Below are 15,669 nucleotides of genomic sequence, written 5' to 3' on the forward strand. Positions count from 1 at the left end.
TCACTGCGCGAGTAACTGCTTCAAACGCGCTCGATCCTGGGCGAATTCGGTATCGGCCTGCTGTCGCGCGGTCTGATACCGCAAGATGTCGACCTTGAGGTTCTGCTGCTGATCACGTACATCGTTCATCTGATCGATGAGACTCTGCGGCACCTGTCGCCCTGCCCGCTCCTGATCCGCAGCCTGACCTTGCAAGGCTGCCTGCTGGGTCGACAGGTTCTGGATGTTGCCTTGCGCAACCGAGATAAGGCCGTCCAGCTCCGCGAGTTTCCGCGTTCGCGCACGGTCCACGTCTGCCAGGCTGCTGTACAGGTGCAACAACTGCGCATCGGCGTCAGCCTGGACCTTGGCCGCCTGCGCGGCGGCTTGCGCCTCTCGCGCCTGATCGGCTGTGGGCGCGGGCGGCACGACCTGAATCACGCGACCGCGCTGATTCAGCACTTCGTAGCCCTTACCGGAGTACTCAGCGGGCACGCCCTGACGATCCAGCACGGTCACCCCGCGACTGTCGACATAGCGATAGAGCAGGATGCCCGGATTATCGTCGGCTTGAACGCTTGCAACGCAGCCCACACCCAGAACCCAACAAAGACCTACTGTGCCCAGCTTGAGCATAAAAACGAGATCCTCTGATGACTCAGATTCCGTACTGAGCCCGATACGCTTCGACGGCAGGTAGATGTTGTTTGAGCTGAGGATCGTCAGCCAGGAACTCGAGAACCTGGTTCAACGAAACGATGCTCACCACCGGGATGCCGAAGTCACGTTCGACCTCCTGGATCGCAGAAAGCTCACCGTTTCCACGCTCCTGACGATTCAATGCGATCAGCACGCCCGCCGCATTCGCGCCCTGAGCCTGGATGATCTGCATGACTTCGCGAATCGCGGTACCCGCCGTGATCACGTCGTCGATAATCAGGACATCGCCGGTCAGTGGAGCCCCCACCAGACTCCCGCCTTCACCGTGCGCCTTGGCCTCTTTGCGGTTGAAACACCACGGCAGGTCAAGGTTGTGGTGATCGGCCAAAGCTACGGCTGTCGCGGCCGCCAGAGGAATACCCTTGTACGCTGGCCCGAACAGAACATCGAAGGAAATACTGCTTTCCACGACGGCGGCGGCATAGAACTTACCCAGTTGAGCAAGCGCTGAACCGCTGTTGAAAAGACCGGCATTGAAGAAGTAAGGACTGGTGCGTCCCGACTTCAAAGTGAACTCACCGAAGCGCAAAACCCCGCGATCGATGGCAAAACGAATGAAATCGCGCTGATACGCCTGCATGAAAAAAGCCCCGAATACCACGGATTTAGCTAATTAGGTAGAGCTCGGGTATCATACACGCACGTGATTTTTGGGGCCATTTATGCGGATCATCAGTGTGAACGTTAATGGTATTCAGGCTGCAGTCGAGCGTGGTTTGCTCAGTTGGCTGCAAGCCCAGAATGCCGACGTCATCTGTCTTCAGGATACCCGCGCCTCCGCCTTTGAACTGGACGATCCAGCTTACCAACTGGACGGCTACTTCCTGTATGCCTGCGATGCCGAAGTTCCTGCCCAAGGTGGTGTGGCGCTTTACTCGCGGCTGCAGCCAAAGGCGGTAATCAACGGTCTGGGCTTTGAAACGGCCGACCGTTACGGGCGATACCTGCAGGCGGATTTCGACAAAGTCAGTATTGCAACCTTGCTGCTCCCCTCCGGGATGAACGGCGATGAGGACTTGAACCAGAAGTTCAAGCTCATGGACGACTTCGGCAAGTACCTGGACAAGCAACGCCGCAAGCGTCGCGAGTACATTTATTGTGGCTCGCTCTACGTTGCGCAGCAGAAGCTGGACATCAAGAACTGGCGCGACAGCCAGCAATCTCCGGGCTTCCTGGCGCCAGAGCGTGCCTGGATGGACGAGATTGTCGGCAACATGGGTTATGTCGACGCCCTGCGCGAAGTCAGCCGCGAAGGCGACCAGTACAGCTGGTGGCCGGATAACGAACAGGCCGAGATGCTGAATCTGGGCTGGCGGTTCGACTATCAGTTGCTGACGCCGGGTCTGCGCCGTTTCGTACGCAGCGCACGCCTGCCACGCCAGCCGCGCTTCTCACAGCACGCGCCGCTGATTGTGGACTACGACTGGACGTTGACGATCTGACGTTCAGTTGCTCAAAAAAAAGCCGACGTGAAGTCGGCTTTTGTTTGTCCGGCGTTTAGACAGCTGCCTGACCCTGTAGGAGCGTGGCTTGTCCCGCGATCTGGCGCGAAGCGGCAGCGAATTCATCGATGTCGTCCTATCAGGGATATTTCGAATTCAGCTTTTACGTCCGGTTCCCGGCCGATCGCGGGACAAGCCACGCTCCTACAGGTGCAGCAAACCATCGCCTCGCTTACTTGATCAACCGCCAGGTAAACGGATAACGATAGGCGATCCCGTCGTTGACCTTGACCCCGGCAATGATCGTCAGCACCAAGGCTCCAACGCCAACCAGCATCAGCAGTGGAAAACCAATGACGACGATCATCAGCAGGAAGCAGATCATCGCAGCAATGGCCACGGTAATCTGAAAGTTGAGGGCTTCCTTACCCTGAGCATCGATGAACGGATCGGCCTCTTTCTTCAACTGCCAGACAATCAATGGCCCCAGCAGATTACCGAACGGAAAGATCAGGCCGAAGAACGCCGCAAAGTGGCACATCATGGCCCATTGGCGGACTTCCTTGCTCGGCACTGGCAACGGCGGCTGACTGTCGATCATCATGCTTTCCCTGTTCTGACGGTGGTAACGCGAATCACATCTTCGGCAATCAGTCGGCCAGCGCCGCCTGCTGCAATTCAAAGATTTCGTTCATGCCTTTCTGCGCCAGCGCCAGCATTGCGTTGAGCTCGGCAGGCTGGAAAGGTGCGCCTTCGGCGGTGCCTTGAACTTCAATGAAACCGCCTGTGCTGGTCATGACCACATTGAGGTCGGTCTCGGCGGCCGAGTCTTCCAGGTAGTCTAGGTCCAGCACCGGCTCACCCTGATACATGCCGACCGAAACCGCCGCGATCATCTGCTTCAACGGATCGCCGCCTTTGAGGCCGCCGCGCTTCTTGATGGTTTTCAGCGCATCGATCAGCGCCACCATCGAACCCGTAATCGACGCCGTGCGAGTACCGCCATCGGCCTGGATCACGTCGCAATCGACATACAGCGTCACGTCGCCCAGCTTGGACATGTCCAGCGAAGCGCGCAGGGAACGACCGATCAAACGTTGAATCTCAAGGGTACGGCCGCCTTGTTTGCCACGGCTGGCTTCGCGCTGGTTACGCTCGCCCGTCGCGCGCGGCAGCATGCCGTATTCGGCAGTCAGCCAGCCTTGGCCCTGACCTTTTAGAAAACGCGGCACGCCGTTTTCGACGCTGACGGTGCAGATCACCTTGGTGTCACCGAACTCGACCAGTACAGACCCTTCGGCGTGCTTGGTGTAGTTGCGGGTGATGCGGATCGAGCGAAGCTGATCGGCAGCGCGACCACTTGGACGTTTCATCTGGGATACCTGTACTGAGACGGAAAACTGACCAACATTATAGAGGCGAGGACCCGCGCTGGGGACATCTAATGAGGCATCAATGACCACTGGGCACCCGCGGGCTTATGAAAAAGCGCTACAAGGCAGCGAAACGGCGACATTGCACACGTCTTGCGACATCGCCAACGTTGGGCGCGCACCTCGCACTGAGCTACAATCTTGCGCCTTTATAGCCTGTCGCTTCTTCATCACATTCATCTGGACAGAACATCGTCCCTTCCAGGCTAACTCCTGACTTTTATAGAGGTAATTCCCATGGTGCACAGCATGACGGCTTTCGCCCGGGCTGAAAGAGCCGGCACTCAAGGCACGCTGAGCTGGGAATTGCGCTCGGTCAATCATCGTTATCTGGAACCTCATCTGCGTTTGCCTGAATCCTTCCGGGACCTGGAAGGCGCCGTACGCGAAGCGTTGCGTCAGGGCCTGTCGCGCGGGAAGGTCGAATGCACGTTGCGGTTCACCGAGGAAACGGCCGGCAAACCGTTGCAGGTAGACCGTGAACGCGCCAGCCAACTGGTCGCCGCCGCTGAAGTCATCGCGAGCCTGATCAAGCAGCCTGCCGCCCTTAATCCACTGGAAGTGTTGGCGTGGCCCGGCGTGCTGGTCGCCGATGCAAGCGATCCACAGGCGCTGAACAACGATGCACTGGCCTTGTTCAACGAAGCGCTGGATGAACTCAAAGCCGGTCGCGCCCGCGAAGGCGCAGACCTGGCCAAACTTCTCGACGAACGGCTTGTGTCGATCAAGACCGAAGTGGCTACCCTGCGCACCCTGGTGCCGCAGATGCTCGCGACCCAGCGCCAGAAGGTGCTGGATCGCTTCGCCGACATGAAGGCAGAGCTCGATCCACAACGCCTGGAACAGGAAATGGTCCTGCTGGCGCAGAAGAGCGATGTCGCAGAAGAACTCGACCGCCTGAGCACCCACGTCACCGAAGTTCGCCGCGTGCTCAAGACCGGCGGACAAGCCGGACGCCGGCTGGACTTCCTGATGCAGGAGCTCAACCGCGAAGCCAATACACTGGGCTCCAAAGCCTTCGACCCTCGCAGCACTCAAGCCGCAGTCAACCTCAAGGTGTTGATCGAGCAGATGCGCGAACAAGTGCAGAACATTGAGTAAGGCCAATCTAGACATGACCCACAGCACCGGCACTCTGTACATCATTTCCGCCCCCTCGGGCGCGGGCAAGACCAGCCTGGTCAAAGCCCTGATCGATGCTCAGCCGCAGATTCGCGTTTCCGTCTCCCACACCACCCGCGCCATGCGCCCGGGCGAAGTGGACGGCGTTAATTACCACTTCGTTGATCGCGAAGAGTTCGTGCGGATGATCGAACACGGCGACTTCCTCGAGCAGGCCGAGGTGTTTGGCAACCTGTACGGCACCTCACAAAGCCGCCTGCAGCAGACGCTGGACGAAGGTCACGACCTGATTCTGGAAATAGACTGGCAAGGCGCCGAACAAGTGCGCAAGCTGATGCCCCACGCGCGTTCGATCTTTATTTTGCCGCCGACCCAGCAGGCCTTGCGTCAGCGCCTGACCAATCGCGGGCAGGACAGCGACGAGATCATCGAAGGCCGGATGCGCGAAGCGGTCAGTGAAATGAGCCATTACGTCGAATACGACTACGTCATCATCAACGACGATTTCGCGACGGCCCTGGAAGACCTCAAAGCCATCTTCCGCGCCAACCTGTTGAGCCAGGAACACCAGCAACAGCGTCATACCGAGCTGCTGACCCAGTTGCTTGCATAATCAACTGCAGGAGCGCGCTTGCCCGCGATGGCGTCGATGAATTCAACCCATTCATTGCCAGACACACCGCCATCGCGGGCAAGCGCGCTCCTACAGGGGCGGTGCAAAGCGCATCGAAACAGCGCCAAAAACCGACCGCTTGGGGCTTGCCGCTTGAAGCTTTGAGCTGTCCGCTTGTAAACTACCGAGTCCGCTCGCCCATCCGGGCACCGCGCATACCGCATTTGCTACGAGGAATACCCATGGCCCGCGTGACCGTTGAAGACTGCCTGGAACATGTAGATAACCGCTTTGAGCTGGTCATGCTCGCCACCAAGCGCTCGCGTCAACTGGCGACCGGCGGCAAAGAGCCAAAGCTGGCCTGGGAAAACGACAAGCCTACCGTTGTTGCCCTGCGCGAAATCGCAGCGGGCCTGATGGATTACGCCGTCATTGCAGAAGCCGAAATCGTTGAAGATGAACCACTGTTCGCAGCGTTCGAGGACGAGTCCAACGAGGCCGTCTAAGCCTATGCCCGGTCGACGTAGCAAGGCGCAGGGTCACCATCCTCGGCAAGGAGTTGCACCATGCCGAGCATAGACGCCCTCGCCGATCGCCTCTCGACCTACCTCGGCGCCGACCAGGTCAATCTGGTTCGCCGAGCGTATTTCTACGCCGAACAAGCCCACGACGGCCAACGCCGTCGCAGCGGTGAAGCCTACGTCACGCACCCGCTGGCGGTGGCCAATATCCTTGCCGACATGCACATGGACCATCAGAGCCTGATGGCCGCGATGCTGCATGACGTGATCGAAGACACCGGCATCGCCAAGGAAGCGCTCTGTGCGCAGTTTGGCGAAACCGTGGCCGAACTGGTCGACGGGGTCAGCAAACTGACCCAGATGAACTTCGAGACCAAGGCTGAGGCACAGGCCGAAAACTTCCAGAAAATGGCCATGGCCATGGCACGCGACATCCGCGTGATCCTGGTCAAGCTCGCTGACCGCCTGCACAACATGCGCACGCTGGAAGTGCTGTCAGGCGAAAAACGCCGGCGCATCGCCAAGGAAACCCTCGAGATCTACGCGCCTATCGCCAATCGCCTTGGCATGCACAGCGTGCGTATCGAATTTGAAGACCTGGGTTTCAAGGCCATGTATCCGATGCGCTCCTCGCGCATCGGTCAGGCCGTCAAACGGGCTCGCGGCAACCGCAAGGAACTGGTCAACAAGATCGAAGAGTCGCTGAGCCACTGTCTGGCGGTCGACGGCATCGAAGGCGAAGTCAGCGGGCGGCAGAAGCACCTGTATGGCATCTACAAAAAGATGCGCGGCAAGCGTCGCGCCTTCAACGAGATCATGGACGTCTACGCGTTCCGGATCATCGTCGACAAGGTAGACACCTGCTATCGCGTGCTCGGCGCTGTACATAATTTGTACAAACCGCTGCCAGGACGCTTCAAGGACTACATCGCGATTCCCAAAGCCAACGGCTATCAGTCGTTGCACACCACGCTGTTCGGCATGCATGGCGTGCCCATCGAGATCCAGATTCGCACGCGCGAAATGGAAGAGATGGCCAACAACGGCATCGCGGCGCACTGGTTGTACAAATCTTCTGGCGACGAGCAGCCAAAAGGCACTCATGCCCGCGCCCGTCAGTGGGTCAAAGGCGTGCTGGAAATGCAGCAACGTGCCGGCAACTCGCTGGAATTCATCGAAAGCGTAAAAATCGATCTGTTTCCGGACGAAGTCTACGTGTTCACGCCCAAAGGCCGGATCATGGAGCTGCCCAAAGGCTCCACGGCCGTCGACTTCGCGTACGCCGTTCACACGGACGTCGGCAACAGCTGCATTGCCTGCCGGATCAATCGCCGCCTGGCGCCACTGTCCGAACCTCTGCAGAGCGGTTCGACCGTTGAAATCGTCAGTGCGCCGGGCGCACGCCCGAATCCGGCATGGCTCAACTTCGTCGTCACGGGCAAGGCGCGCACGCACATTCGCCATGCGCTGAAGCTGCAAAGGCGCTCGGAGTCGATCAACCTGGGTGAGCGCCTGCTCAACAAGGTGCTGAACAGCTTCGACAGCAGCCTGGAAAAGATTCCAAACGAACGCGTGCAACTGATCCTGGCCGAGTACCGGGTCGAGGTCATTGAAGACCTCCTCGAAGACATCGGCCTGGGCAACCGCATGGCGTATGTCGTCGCCAGGCGCCTGCTCGCCAGCGAGGGTGAAGAGCTGCCTAGCGCTGAAGGCCCACTGGCGATTCGTGGCACCGAAGGCCTGGTGCTCAGCTACGCCAAATGCTGTACGCCGATTCCGGGTGACCCGATCGTAGGCCACTTGTCTGCGGGCAAAGGCATGGTCGTGCACCTGGATAACTGCCGCAATATCAGCGAAATCCGGCATAACCCGGAAAAGTGCATTCAGCTTTCCTGGGCCAAGGACGTGACCGGCGAATTCAATGTCGAGCTGCGGGTCGAGCTGGAGCACCAGCGCGGGCTTATCGCCTTGCTGGCCAGCAGCGTCAACGCCGCCGACGGCAACATCGAGAAAATCAGCATGGACGAACGCGATGGTCGTATCAGCGTGGTCCAACTGGTGGTCAGCGTGCACGACCGCGTGCACCTGGCCCGTGTGATCAAGAAACTGCGCGCCTTGACCGGTGTGATTCGCATCACCCGCATGCGTGCGTAGCCAAACCGCCAACAGGAGTTCTTCATGAGCAAGACCGTTATCTCCAGCGACAAAGCCCCTGCCGCCATCGGCACGTATTCTCAGGCGATCAAAGCTGGCAATACCGTCTACATGTCCGGCCAGATTCCTCTGGACCCAAAAACCATGGAACTGGTTGAAGGCTTCGAAGCCCAGACCGTTCAGGTCTTCGAAAACCTGAAATCCGTGGCTGAAGCTGCAGGCGGATCGTTCAAGGACATCGTCAAGCTGAACATCTTCCTGACCGATCTGAGCCACTTCGCCAAGGTCAACGAGATCATGGGCAAGTATTTCGAACAGCCTTATCCTGCACGCGCCGCCATCGGCGTGGCTGCACTGCCCAAAGGCGCGATGGTTGAAATGGACGCCGTGCTGGTCGTCGAGTAAATCCCCTGCGGAGCGTATTCACGCTCCGCTACCCTCAGAGCAAAGGAAGGACTCCGCATGCATATGCGCGTCGCGTTCGCCCTCTCGCTGCTGGCCGCGCTGATGAGCGGCTGCGCCAGCCATTCCAACAAAACCCCGGACGGTACCTGGATCAATCAGGCCGCCATCGACGCTGCGGCAGAAGGCGGCAACTTGCGCCAGTCGCTGCTGGCGTACGGGCCGACACTGGAATGGAACGTCAATACAGCGGCAGGCCAGGCTACGTCCTACAACGGATTCGAACTCACCGAAGGCAAGATCGCCAAAGATCCCGACGGATCGTGGAAGGTGAATGTCTATGGCAGCGCCTCTGACGACCTCAAGCTGAAAGGCGACGAGCTGGTTCAGAGCGCCAGCGATTCAGGCCCCGAACAGCATTTCCGCATGCCCAAGCAAGCCGCTCCCGCTGGCGCACCACCCGGAAGCAGCTTTGAGCGTGCGCTCTATACCGCCTACCTGGGCGGCAAATGGACGATCGTCAATGGCGACGGACAAGGCAGCGTCGTTGAGTTTCAGCCGGATGGCAGCGTGACAGGCCTGCCGGGCAACGACCGTTACGCGCTCTGTCTGGCGGGCGATTGCGCCGCCATGAGTGGCGAGTACGACAGCATGTGGCTCGAGAAAAATGAGCGCGGCAACCCGTGGGTCTTTGTGCGCCAAGGCAAGCAACTGGAAATCTTCCAGGCCGTAAACAATGCCCAGGCTACTGAAATGCCGGACTTGCGTCCGGGCGAGCGGCATTGGGTGTTGGAGAAAAATTGAGTTCTACGTCTGTTTGAGTGTGTAGGAGCGCGCTTGCCCGCGATTGCAATCAGCTAATCACCTCTGTGGTGAAGGCAGAAATGCCATCGCGGGCAAGCGCGCTCCTACAGGGTCTGTCACAAGACTTAATCAATTATCAGCCAACATCGCCTCATACCCTTCCTTATAACTCGCATAACGCGGCACCCAGCCCAGCGCCTTGGCCCGCGCGTTGCTGCACCGCTTGCTGCCTGCGCGTCTCACACTGTTCTCATCGGACCACTGCGTCACGTTGAGGCGAGTACGCATCCAGTCCACCACTTCAGCCAAAGGCACCGGCGCGTCGTCAACGCCCAGATAGCAGTCTTCCAGTGCGTCCCCCTTCGCATCGGCCTGCAACAGGAAAGCCAGCAGACCCGCAGCGTCATCCACGTGAATGCGGTTGCCGTACAGCGGCGGATCGACGGCCACGCTGTAACCCTGACGAACCCGGTTCATCAAATCGCTACGGCCCGGCCCATAGATTCCGGTCAATCTGACGATACTCGCCGGCACGCCACTGTTCAGGGCCACCTGCTCGGCCTCTCGCATCACGCGACCTGAGAATCCGTCGGCTTCGGCAGGCGACGTCTCATCGACCCACTCGCCTCCTTGCTGCCCATAAACACTGCTGCTCGACACGAACAGAATCCGCTTGGGCTTCTGCCCGCTGCGCTCTGTCCAGCCGAGCACATGACGCAAGCCCTGTACGTAGGCTGCGCGATAACCGGCTTCGTCCCGCGCCGTCGGGGTCGCGCAATAGACCAGATAATCGATTCGGCTCTCGGGCCATTGAACCGGGATTCGCGCGTCAAAAAGGTCACCGCCCACGCCTCGCACACCGTGCGGCAGCTTCGCCACATTTCTGCGCAGGCCGTACACCGTCCACCCTTGAGGCAGTAGCTGCAACGCCAGACGCCCACCAATGTCACCACATCCAGCAATCAGAACGGACGGTGCCGCCATGACCAATCTCCACATCAAAAGTAGGTTTCGACCAATAAAACCGGCCTGAAAAGCGACCATCGGGACGCGTTCGCGTTAAAAAAAGAGACTCTATTACTTTTGTTAACAAGAATTACTTGCAATAATGTCGGCCCTTTGTTCTCCTCCGCTCGCCTCGGGCCAGCGCGACGCATCCAGAACGAACACCTATTTTCATATCAGGTCGGGCCAGCATGACACCTATTCAATCCGCCGCTTCGTCAATCACATTTTCAGGTCTGCCTCGTGCAGGGCGCGCCATTGTCGCCGTTCTATTCAGCCTGATGCTGACGCCAGTTGCGCTTGCCGATTCCAGCGCTCCTGCCCAGCCAACCCCTGCGGTTCAGTCGGCAGCGCCTGCTGCTGCTCCGGTTGACACCGCGACAGCCCCTGCCGTTCAGGATCCTGCCTTCCCCGCAGATTCGATCGAGCCCGTCGCCGAAGAGAACAGCCTGGGCATGTCCCACGACCTGTCGCCTTGGGGCATGTACAAGAATGCAGACATTATCGTTAAAGCCGTAATGATCGGCCTTGCCATCGCCTCGATCATCACCTGGACCATCTGGATTGCCAAAGGCCTGGAACTGATCGGCGCCAAGCGTCGTCTGCGTGGCGAGATCGCCGCCCTCAAGCGCGCACGCACGCTCGATGAAGCCAGCGCCGGCGCCAAAAAGGAGGGCACGCTGGCCCACCTGCTGGTTCACGATGCGCTGGAAGAGATGCACCTCTCGGTCAACAGTCGCGAACGTGAAGGCATCAAGGAGCGCGTTGCGTTTCGCCTCGAGCGCCTGGTAGCAGCCTGCGGCCGCAACATGAGCATGGGCACCGGCGTACTCGCCACCATCGGCTCGACCGCGCCCTTCGTCGGCCTGTTCGGTACCGTTTGGGGCATCATGAACAGCTTCATCGGCATCGCCAAGACCCAGACCACCAACCTGGCGGTCGTCGCACCGGGCATCGCCGAAGCGCTGCTGGCCACCGCTCTCGGTCTGGTGGCCGCGATTCCTGCCGTGGTCATCTACAACGTGTTCGCACGCTCCATTGCCGGTTACAAGGCGCAGGTGTCCGACGCCTCTGCTCAAGTTCTGCTGCTCGTCAGCCGCGATCTGGATCACCAGCCCGTTGCTGAGCGTGTCCAGCAGCCGCACAGGGTAAAAATGGGGTAAACCATGGGCCTGCATCTGAACGAAGGTGGCGACGATCTCGCCGAGAACCACGAAATCAACGTGACGCCGTTCATCGACGTCATGCTGGTGCTGCTGATCATTTTCATGGTGGCAGCGCCTCTTGCAACCGTCGACATCAAGGTCGACCTGCCCGCCTCCACAGCGAAACCGGCGCCCAGACCGGAAAAGCCGATTTTTCTGAGCGTCAAGGCTGACCAGAGCCTGTACCTGGGCGACGAAAAGGTTGCGCGCGAGCAGATCGGCCCGGTCCTGGATGCCAGGACCAAAGGCAAGAAGGACACCACGATCTTCTTCCAGGCCGACAAGGGCGTGGACTACGGGGACCTCATGGACGTCATGAATGCCCTGCGCGGCGCCGGTTACCTGAAAGTCGGTCTGGTGGGTCTTGAGACGGTTGGTAAGAAATGATCAATACGCGCCAAAAACTGACGCGCTATAGCGGTAGTCTGTTGTTGGTGCTGGCGGTTCACGCGGTTGCGATCATCGTCGCGCTGCGCTGGCCCGCCTCGCAGGCCATCGAGCTGCCCCCGGCAGCCATGATGGTCGAGCTGGCGCCCTTACCTGAGCCTGCTCCGCCACCACCGCCGAAAGTGGTGCAGCCGCCGCAGCCGCCTGCGCCGGAAGAAGAGTTGCCGATTCCGCCCATTGCCGAAGCGCAAAAGCCGGAAATCGCGATACCCAAACCGGTCAAACCCAAGCCCAAACCACAGCCGCCCAAGCCGGTGAAGAAGGTTGAGCCGCCGAAGGAGGAAAAGCCTGCCGATGAGAAACCGGTAGACACGCCACCTTCCAACGCGAAACCGGAAAAATCGGCTGCGCCGCAACCCGCTCCGCCCACACCGCCGAGCACCGCACTGCCAACCTGGCAGGGTGACCTGCTGCGCCACCTGAGCAAGTACAAACGTTATCCGGACGACGCCCGTCGGCGTGGCATGCAAGGCATCAACCGTTTGCGTTTCGTGGTGGATGGCGAAGGCCGGGTGCTGTCGTACGAAATCGCAGGGGGTTCGGGCAGTGCATCGCTGGACCGCGCAACCCTTGAGATGATTCGCCGTGCCCAGCCGCTGCCCAAGCCGCCAGCGGAATTGCTCAACAATGGCACGCTGGAAGTGGTCGCGCCCTTCGTTTATTCACTGGATAAACGTTGAAACGTTGATTTTGTGACAACAGAGGGCCTGATAACGTGCGTCTATCGATTGCACCCGCTATGCTGGGGCCGCAACTTCATGGACGCACGCTATGACCCTCACAGAATTGCGCTATATCGTTACCCTCGCTCAAGAGCAGCATTTCGGCCATGCGGCTGAACGCTGCCACGTCAGCCAGCCGACACTGTCGGTCGGCGTAAAGAAGCTGGAAGATGAACTCGGTGTGCTGATTTTCGAGCGCAGCAAGAGTGCCGTACGTCTTACGCCGGTTGGCGAGGGCATCGTAGCTCAGGCGCAGAAGGTGCTCGAGCAGGCTCAAGGCATTCGTGAGCTCGCCCAGACGGGCAAGAACCAACTGACGGCGCCGCTGAAAGTCGGTGCGATCTACACCGTCGGTCCTTATCTGTTTCCTCACCTGATTCCGCAACTGCACCGGGTCGCTCCGCAAATGCCGTTGTACATCGAAGAGAATTTCACCCATGTGCTGCGCGACAAGCTGCGCAACGGTGAACTCGACGCGATCATCATTGCCCTGCCGTTCAACGAAGCCGACGTACTGACCATGTCGCTGTACGACGAGCCGTTCTACGTGCTCATGCCGGCTGATCATCCGTGGACGCAGAAAACCACCATCGACGCATCGGCACTGAACGACAAGAGTCTGTTGTTGCTGGGCGAAGGCCACTGTTTCCGCGACCAGGTGCTCGAAGCGTGCCCGACGCTGGTCAAAGGGGGCGACAGCGCCAAGCACACGACGGTCGAATCCAGCTCGCTGGAAACCATCCGCCACATGGTGGCCTCGGGGCTGGGCGTCTCGATCCTGCCCATGTCCGCAGTCGACAGCCATCACTATGCGCCGGGCGTGATTGAAGTGCGTCCGCTGTCGCCTCCTGTGCCATTCCGCACGGTCGCCATCGCTTGGCGTGCGAGCTTCCCGCGGCCCAAAGCCATCGAAATCCTCGCCGACTCCATTCGTCTGTGCTCCGTTGCTCGCCCTAAAGCCCAGGCACAAGCGAGCTAAGAGGCGGTATGACTGAGCTGTCCCACGTCTCGGTAACGGCGCTCAAGGGCGTCGGCGAGGCCATGGCTGAAAAGCTGGCGAAGGTCGGCCTGGAGAACATTCAGGACGTCCTGTTCCATCTGCCGCTGCGTTATCAGGATCGCACCCGCGTCGTGCCCATTGGCGCGTTGCGCCCGGGGCAGGATGCGGTGATCGAAGGCGTCGTCAGCGGTGCCGACGTCGTGATGGGCAAACGTCGCAGCCTGCTGGTCCGTCTGGGTGATGGCACTGGCGTGCTGAGCCTGCGTTTTTACCACTTCAGCAACGCACAGAAGGATGGCTTGAAGCGCGGCACGCATGTGCGCTGCTATGGCGAAGCCCGTCCCGGCGCCTCGGGACTGGAGATCTACCATCCCGAATACCGTGCGATCACCGACGAAGAGCACGTCGCGGTCGAGCAGACGCTCACGCCGATTTACCCCACCACCGAAGGCCTGACCCAGCAGCGCTTGCGCCAGTTATGTCAGCAAAGCCTGGGGATGCTGGGGCCAAGAAGTTTGCCTGACTGGCTGCCGGAAGAGCTCGCGCGCGACTATCAACTGGCGCCACTGGCTGACGCGATCCATTACCTGCATAACCCGCCCGCCGACGCTGATGTCGAAGAACTCGCGCTGGGTCACCACTGGGCGCAGCACAGGCTGGCCTTTGAAGAACTCCTGACTCATCAGTTGTCGCAGCAACGTCTGCGTGAAAGCCTGCGCTCCCAGCGGGCGCCAGCGTTGCCGGTCGCCAAGCGGCTTCCAACGCAGTTCCTCGCTAACCTGGGGTTTCCACCCACAGGCGCACAGCAACGCGTCGGCAAGGAAATCGCCTACGACCTCAGTCAGCAAGAACCCATGCTGAGGCTGATTCAGGGTGACGTGGGCGCGGGCAAGACCGTGGTCGCCGCACTGGCAGCGTTGCAGGCGCTGGAGGCCGGTTACCAGGTCGCGCTGATGGCGCCGACCGAGATTCTGGCCGAACAGCACTTCATCAACTTCACGCGCTGGCTGCAGCCACTGGGCATTGAAACCGCCTGGCTGGCCGGCAAGCTCAAGGGCAAGGCCCGGGCTGCGTCGCTTGAACAGATCGCCAACGGTGCTCCCATGGTGGTCGGCACCCACGCGCTGTTTCAGGATGAAGTGCAGTTCAAGAACCTCGCGCTGGTGATCATCGATGAACAGCACCGCTTTGGCGTTCAACAGCGGCTGGCGTTGCGCAAAAAGGGCGTCGGCGGCCTGATGTGTCCGCATCAGCTGATCATGACCGCCACCCCCATTCCGCGCACGCTGGCGATGAGCGCGTACGCTGACCTCGATACCTCGATCCTCGACGAATTGCCGCCGGGCCGCACGCCGGTCAACACCGTGCTGGTCGCCGACAGCCGTCGCATCGAGGTCGTAGAGCGGGTCCGCAACGCGTGTGCCGAAGGCCGTCAGGCCTATTGGGTCTGTACGCTGATCGAAGAATCTGAAGAACTGACCTGCCAGGCTGCCGAAACCACCTTCGAAGAGCTGACGAGCGCCTTGGGCGAACTCAAGGTCGGGTTGATTCATGGCCGCATGAAGCCGGTGGAAAAAGCGGCGGTCATGGCCGAGTTCAAACAAGGCAATCTGCAGTTGTTAATCGCAACGACGGTCATTGAAGTGGGTGTGGACGTTCCCAACGCCAGCCTGATGATCATCGAGAACCCTGAACGACTGGGTCTCGCCCAGCTTCATCAGTTGCGCGGCCGGGTCGGACGCGGTAGCGCAGCGAGTCATTGCGTGCTGCTGTACCATCCGCCGCTATCTCAGATCGGCAAGCAGCGACTGGGGATCATGCGCGAAACCAACGACGGTTTCGTCATCGCCGAAAAGGACCTGGAACTGCGCGGGCCGGGCGAGATGCTGGGAACGAGGCAGACAGGCTTGCTGCAATTCAAGGTCGCCGATTTGATGCGCGACGCAGACCTCTTGCCAGCCGTTCGAGACGCCGCGCAGGCATTGCTGGAACGCTGGCCGCAACATGTCAGCCCGCTGCTGGAGCGCTGGTTGCGCCACGGGCAGCAATACGGGCAAGTGTGAAGCAGTCAACAATAAGAACCTGTCTCACCTATCTAAC

At 59.9% G+C, this 15,669-nt stretch carries 17 protein-coding genes; 12 read left to right on the forward strand and 5 right to left on the reverse strand.

Annotated elements, in window-relative coordinates:
- Together BLS87_RS19615 and pyrE are read right to left on the reverse strand one after the other, a co-directional pair.
- Positions 1-615 carry a DUF4124 domain-containing protein gene (locus BLS87_RS19615; protein ID WP_074754703.1) on the reverse strand — a complete coding sequence of 205 codons (615 nt, stop codon included), beginning with the start codon at positions 613-615 and terminating at the stop codon, positions 1-3.
- Between the two features lie 22 nt (positions 616-637).
- Positions 638-1,279 (reverse strand): orotate phosphoribosyltransferase, encoded by a 642-nt coding sequence (gene pyrE / locus BLS87_RS19620; protein ID WP_074754705.1) that lies wholly within the window; start codon positions 1,277-1,279, stop codon positions 638-640.
- A gap of 82 nt (positions 1,280-1,361) precedes the next feature.
- Between pyrE and BLS87_RS19625 the strand changes: the two genes are divergently transcribed.
- Positions 1,362-2,141 carry an exodeoxyribonuclease III gene (locus BLS87_RS19625; RefSeq protein WP_062379788.1) on the forward strand — a complete coding sequence of 260 codons (780 nt, stop codon included), beginning with the start codon at positions 1,362-1,364 and terminating at the stop codon, positions 2,139-2,141.
- A 232-nt stretch (positions 2,142-2,373) separates the two neighbouring features.
- Here BLS87_RS19625 and BLS87_RS19630 read toward each other — a convergent pair whose 3' ends face one another.
- Positions 2,374-2,742, reverse strand: coding sequence for a DUF4870 domain-containing protein (locus BLS87_RS19630; RefSeq protein ID WP_074754707.1), 369 nt, complete (start codon positions 2,740-2,742; stop codon positions 2,374-2,376).
- A 49-nt stretch (positions 2,743-2,791) separates the two neighbouring features.
- Entirely contained in the window at positions 2,792-3,514 is a 723-nt protein-coding gene (gene rph, locus BLS87_RS19635) for a ribonuclease PH (RefSeq protein WP_074754709.1), read from the reverse strand.
- 297 nt (positions 3,515-3,811) lie between these two features.
- Between rph and BLS87_RS19640 the strand changes: the two genes are divergently transcribed.
- The 6 genes from BLS87_RS19640 (at position 3,812) to BLS87_RS19665 (ending at position 9,190) form a co-directional block, all read left to right on the forward strand.
- On the forward strand, positions 3,812-4,675 hold the full coding sequence (locus BLS87_RS19640; RefSeq protein WP_074754711.1) for a YicC/YloC family endoribonuclease: 864 nt from the start codon (positions 3,812-3,814) through the stop codon (positions 4,673-4,675).
- A gap of 13 nt (positions 4,676-4,688) precedes the next feature.
- Complete coding sequence (gene gmk / locus BLS87_RS19645) at positions 4,689-5,309, forward strand: guanylate kinase (protein WP_074754713.1); 621 nt, start codon at positions 4,689-4,691, stop codon at positions 5,307-5,309.
- A gap of 242 nt (positions 5,310-5,551) precedes the next feature.
- Positions 5,552-5,815 carry a DNA-directed RNA polymerase subunit omega gene (gene rpoZ, locus BLS87_RS19650; RefSeq protein ID WP_004887180.1) on the forward strand — a complete coding sequence of 88 codons (264 nt, stop codon included), beginning with the start codon at positions 5,552-5,554 and terminating at the stop codon, positions 5,813-5,815.
- A 60-nt stretch (positions 5,816-5,875) separates the two neighbouring features.
- The gene (gene spoT / locus BLS87_RS19655; RefSeq protein ID WP_074754715.1) at positions 5,876-7,984 is read left to right on the forward strand and encodes a bifunctional GTP diphosphokinase/guanosine-3',5'-bis pyrophosphate 3'-pyrophosphohydrolase; all 2,109 of its coding nucleotides are present in this window, start codon (positions 5,876-5,878) and stop codon (positions 7,982-7,984) included.
- 24 nt (positions 7,985-8,008) lie between these two features.
- Positions 8,009-8,389, forward strand: a complete 381-nt coding sequence (locus BLS87_RS19660) for a RidA family protein (protein WP_074754717.1) — start codon at positions 8,009-8,011, stop codon at positions 8,387-8,389.
- Between the two features lie 63 nt (positions 8,390-8,452).
- Positions 8,453-9,190, forward strand: a complete 738-nt coding sequence (locus BLS87_RS19665) for a hypothetical protein (RefSeq protein WP_074754957.1) — start codon at positions 8,453-8,455, stop codon at positions 9,188-9,190.
- A 129-nt stretch (positions 9,191-9,319) separates the two neighbouring features.
- On the opposite strand, the gene BLS87_RS19670 is transcribed toward BLS87_RS19665, so the two are convergent.
- Entirely contained in the window at positions 9,320-10,174 is an 855-nt protein-coding gene (locus tag BLS87_RS19670) for an SDR family oxidoreductase (RefSeq protein WP_074754719.1), read from the reverse strand.
- Positions 10,175-10,386: 212 nt separating this feature from the next.
- On the opposite strand from BLS87_RS19670, the gene exbB reads away from it, so the two are divergent.
- The 5 genes from exbB (at position 10,387) to recG (ending at position 15,632) form a co-directional block, all read left to right on the forward strand.
- A complete protein-coding gene (exbB, locus tag BLS87_RS19675; protein WP_074754721.1) occupies positions 10,387-11,358 on the forward strand; it encodes a tonB-system energizer ExbB in 972 nt (323 codons plus the stop codon).
- A 3-nt stretch (positions 11,359-11,361) separates the two neighbouring features.
- Entirely contained in the window at positions 11,362-11,787 is a 426-nt protein-coding gene (gene exbD, locus BLS87_RS19680) for a TonB system transport protein ExbD (protein WP_074754723.1), read from the forward strand.
- The gene (locus BLS87_RS19685; protein ID WP_074754725.1) at positions 11,784-12,527 is read left to right on the forward strand and encodes an energy transducer TonB; all 744 of its coding nucleotides are present in this window, start codon (positions 11,784-11,786) and stop codon (positions 12,525-12,527) included. Before exbD ends, BLS87_RS19685 begins: the two co-directional genes overlap by 4 nt.
- A 91-nt stretch (positions 12,528-12,618) precedes the next feature.
- On the forward strand, positions 12,619-13,548 hold the full coding sequence (locus BLS87_RS19690) for a hydrogen peroxide-inducible genes activator (protein ID WP_074754727.1): 930 nt from the start codon (positions 12,619-12,621) through the stop codon (positions 13,546-13,548).
- Positions 13,549-13,556: 8 nt separating this feature from the next.
- Positions 13,557-15,632 carry an ATP-dependent DNA helicase RecG gene (gene recG / locus BLS87_RS19695; protein WP_074754729.1) on the forward strand — a complete coding sequence of 692 codons (2,076 nt, stop codon included), beginning with the start codon at positions 13,557-13,559 and terminating at the stop codon, positions 15,630-15,632.
- Positions 15,633-15,669 lie beyond the last annotated feature (37 nt).

Origin of the sequence: Pseudomonas abietaniphila (assembly GCF_900100795.1) — a bacterium.
Taxonomy (GTDB): Bacteria; Pseudomonadota; Gammaproteobacteria; order Pseudomonadales; family Pseudomonadaceae; genus Aquipseudomonas; species Aquipseudomonas abietaniphila.

What these genes read in the sequence shown, in the direction of transcription:
- BLS87_RS19615 (WP_074754703.1), bottom strand. Translation starts at nt 615, where the DNA reads ATGCTCAAGCTGGGCACAGTAGGTCTTTGTTGGGTTCTGGGTGTGGGC.
- pyrE (WP_074754705.1), bottom strand. Translation starts at nt 1,279, where the DNA reads ATGCAGGCGTATCAGCGCGATTTCATTCGTTTTGCCATCGATCGCGGG.
- BLS87_RS19625 (WP_062379788.1), top strand. Translation starts at nt 1,362, where the DNA reads ATGCGGATCATCAGTGTGAACGTTAATGGTATTCAGGCTGCAGTCGAG.
- BLS87_RS19630 (WP_074754707.1), bottom strand. Translation starts at nt 2,742, where the DNA reads ATGATCGACAGTCAGCCGCCGTTGCCAGTGCCGAGCAAGGAAGTCCGC.
- rph (WP_074754709.1), bottom strand. Translation starts at nt 3,514, where the DNA reads ATGAAACGTCCAAGTGGTCGCGCTGCCGATCAGCTTCGCTCGATCCGC.
- BLS87_RS19640 (WP_074754711.1), top strand. Translation starts at nt 3,812, where the DNA reads ATGGTGCACAGCATGACGGCTTTCGCCCGGGCTGAAAGAGCCGGCACT.
- gmk (WP_074754713.1), top strand. Translation starts at nt 4,689, where the DNA reads ATGACCCACAGCACCGGCACTCTGTACATCATTTCCGCCCCCTCGGGC.
- rpoZ (WP_004887180.1), top strand. Translation starts at nt 5,552, where the DNA reads ATGGCCCGCGTGACCGTTGAAGACTGCCTGGAACATGTAGATAACCGC.
- spoT (WP_074754715.1), top strand. Translation starts at nt 5,876, where the DNA reads ATGCCGAGCATAGACGCCCTCGCCGATCGCCTCTCGACCTACCTCGGC.
- BLS87_RS19660 (WP_074754717.1), top strand. Translation starts at nt 8,009, where the DNA reads ATGAGCAAGACCGTTATCTCCAGCGACAAAGCCCCTGCCGCCATCGGC.
- BLS87_RS19665 (WP_074754957.1), top strand. Translation starts at nt 8,453, where the DNA reads ATGCGCGTCGCGTTCGCCCTCTCGCTGCTGGCCGCGCTGATGAGCGGC.
- BLS87_RS19670 (WP_074754719.1), bottom strand. Translation starts at nt 10,174, where the DNA reads ATGGCGGCACCGTCCGTTCTGATTGCTGGATGTGGTGACATTGGTGGG.
- exbB (WP_074754721.1), top strand. Translation starts at nt 10,387, where the DNA reads ATGACACCTATTCAATCCGCCGCTTCGTCAATCACATTTTCAGGTCTG.
- exbD (WP_074754723.1), top strand. Translation starts at nt 11,362, where the DNA reads ATGGGCCTGCATCTGAACGAAGGTGGCGACGATCTCGCCGAGAACCAC.
- BLS87_RS19685 (WP_074754725.1), top strand. Translation starts at nt 11,784, where the DNA reads ATGATCAATACGCGCCAAAAACTGACGCGCTATAGCGGTAGTCTGTTG.
- BLS87_RS19690 (WP_074754727.1), top strand. Translation starts at nt 12,619, where the DNA reads ATGACCCTCACAGAATTGCGCTATATCGTTACCCTCGCTCAAGAGCAG.
- recG (WP_074754729.1), top strand. Translation starts at nt 13,557, where the DNA reads ATGACTGAGCTGTCCCACGTCTCGGTAACGGCGCTCAAGGGCGTCGGC.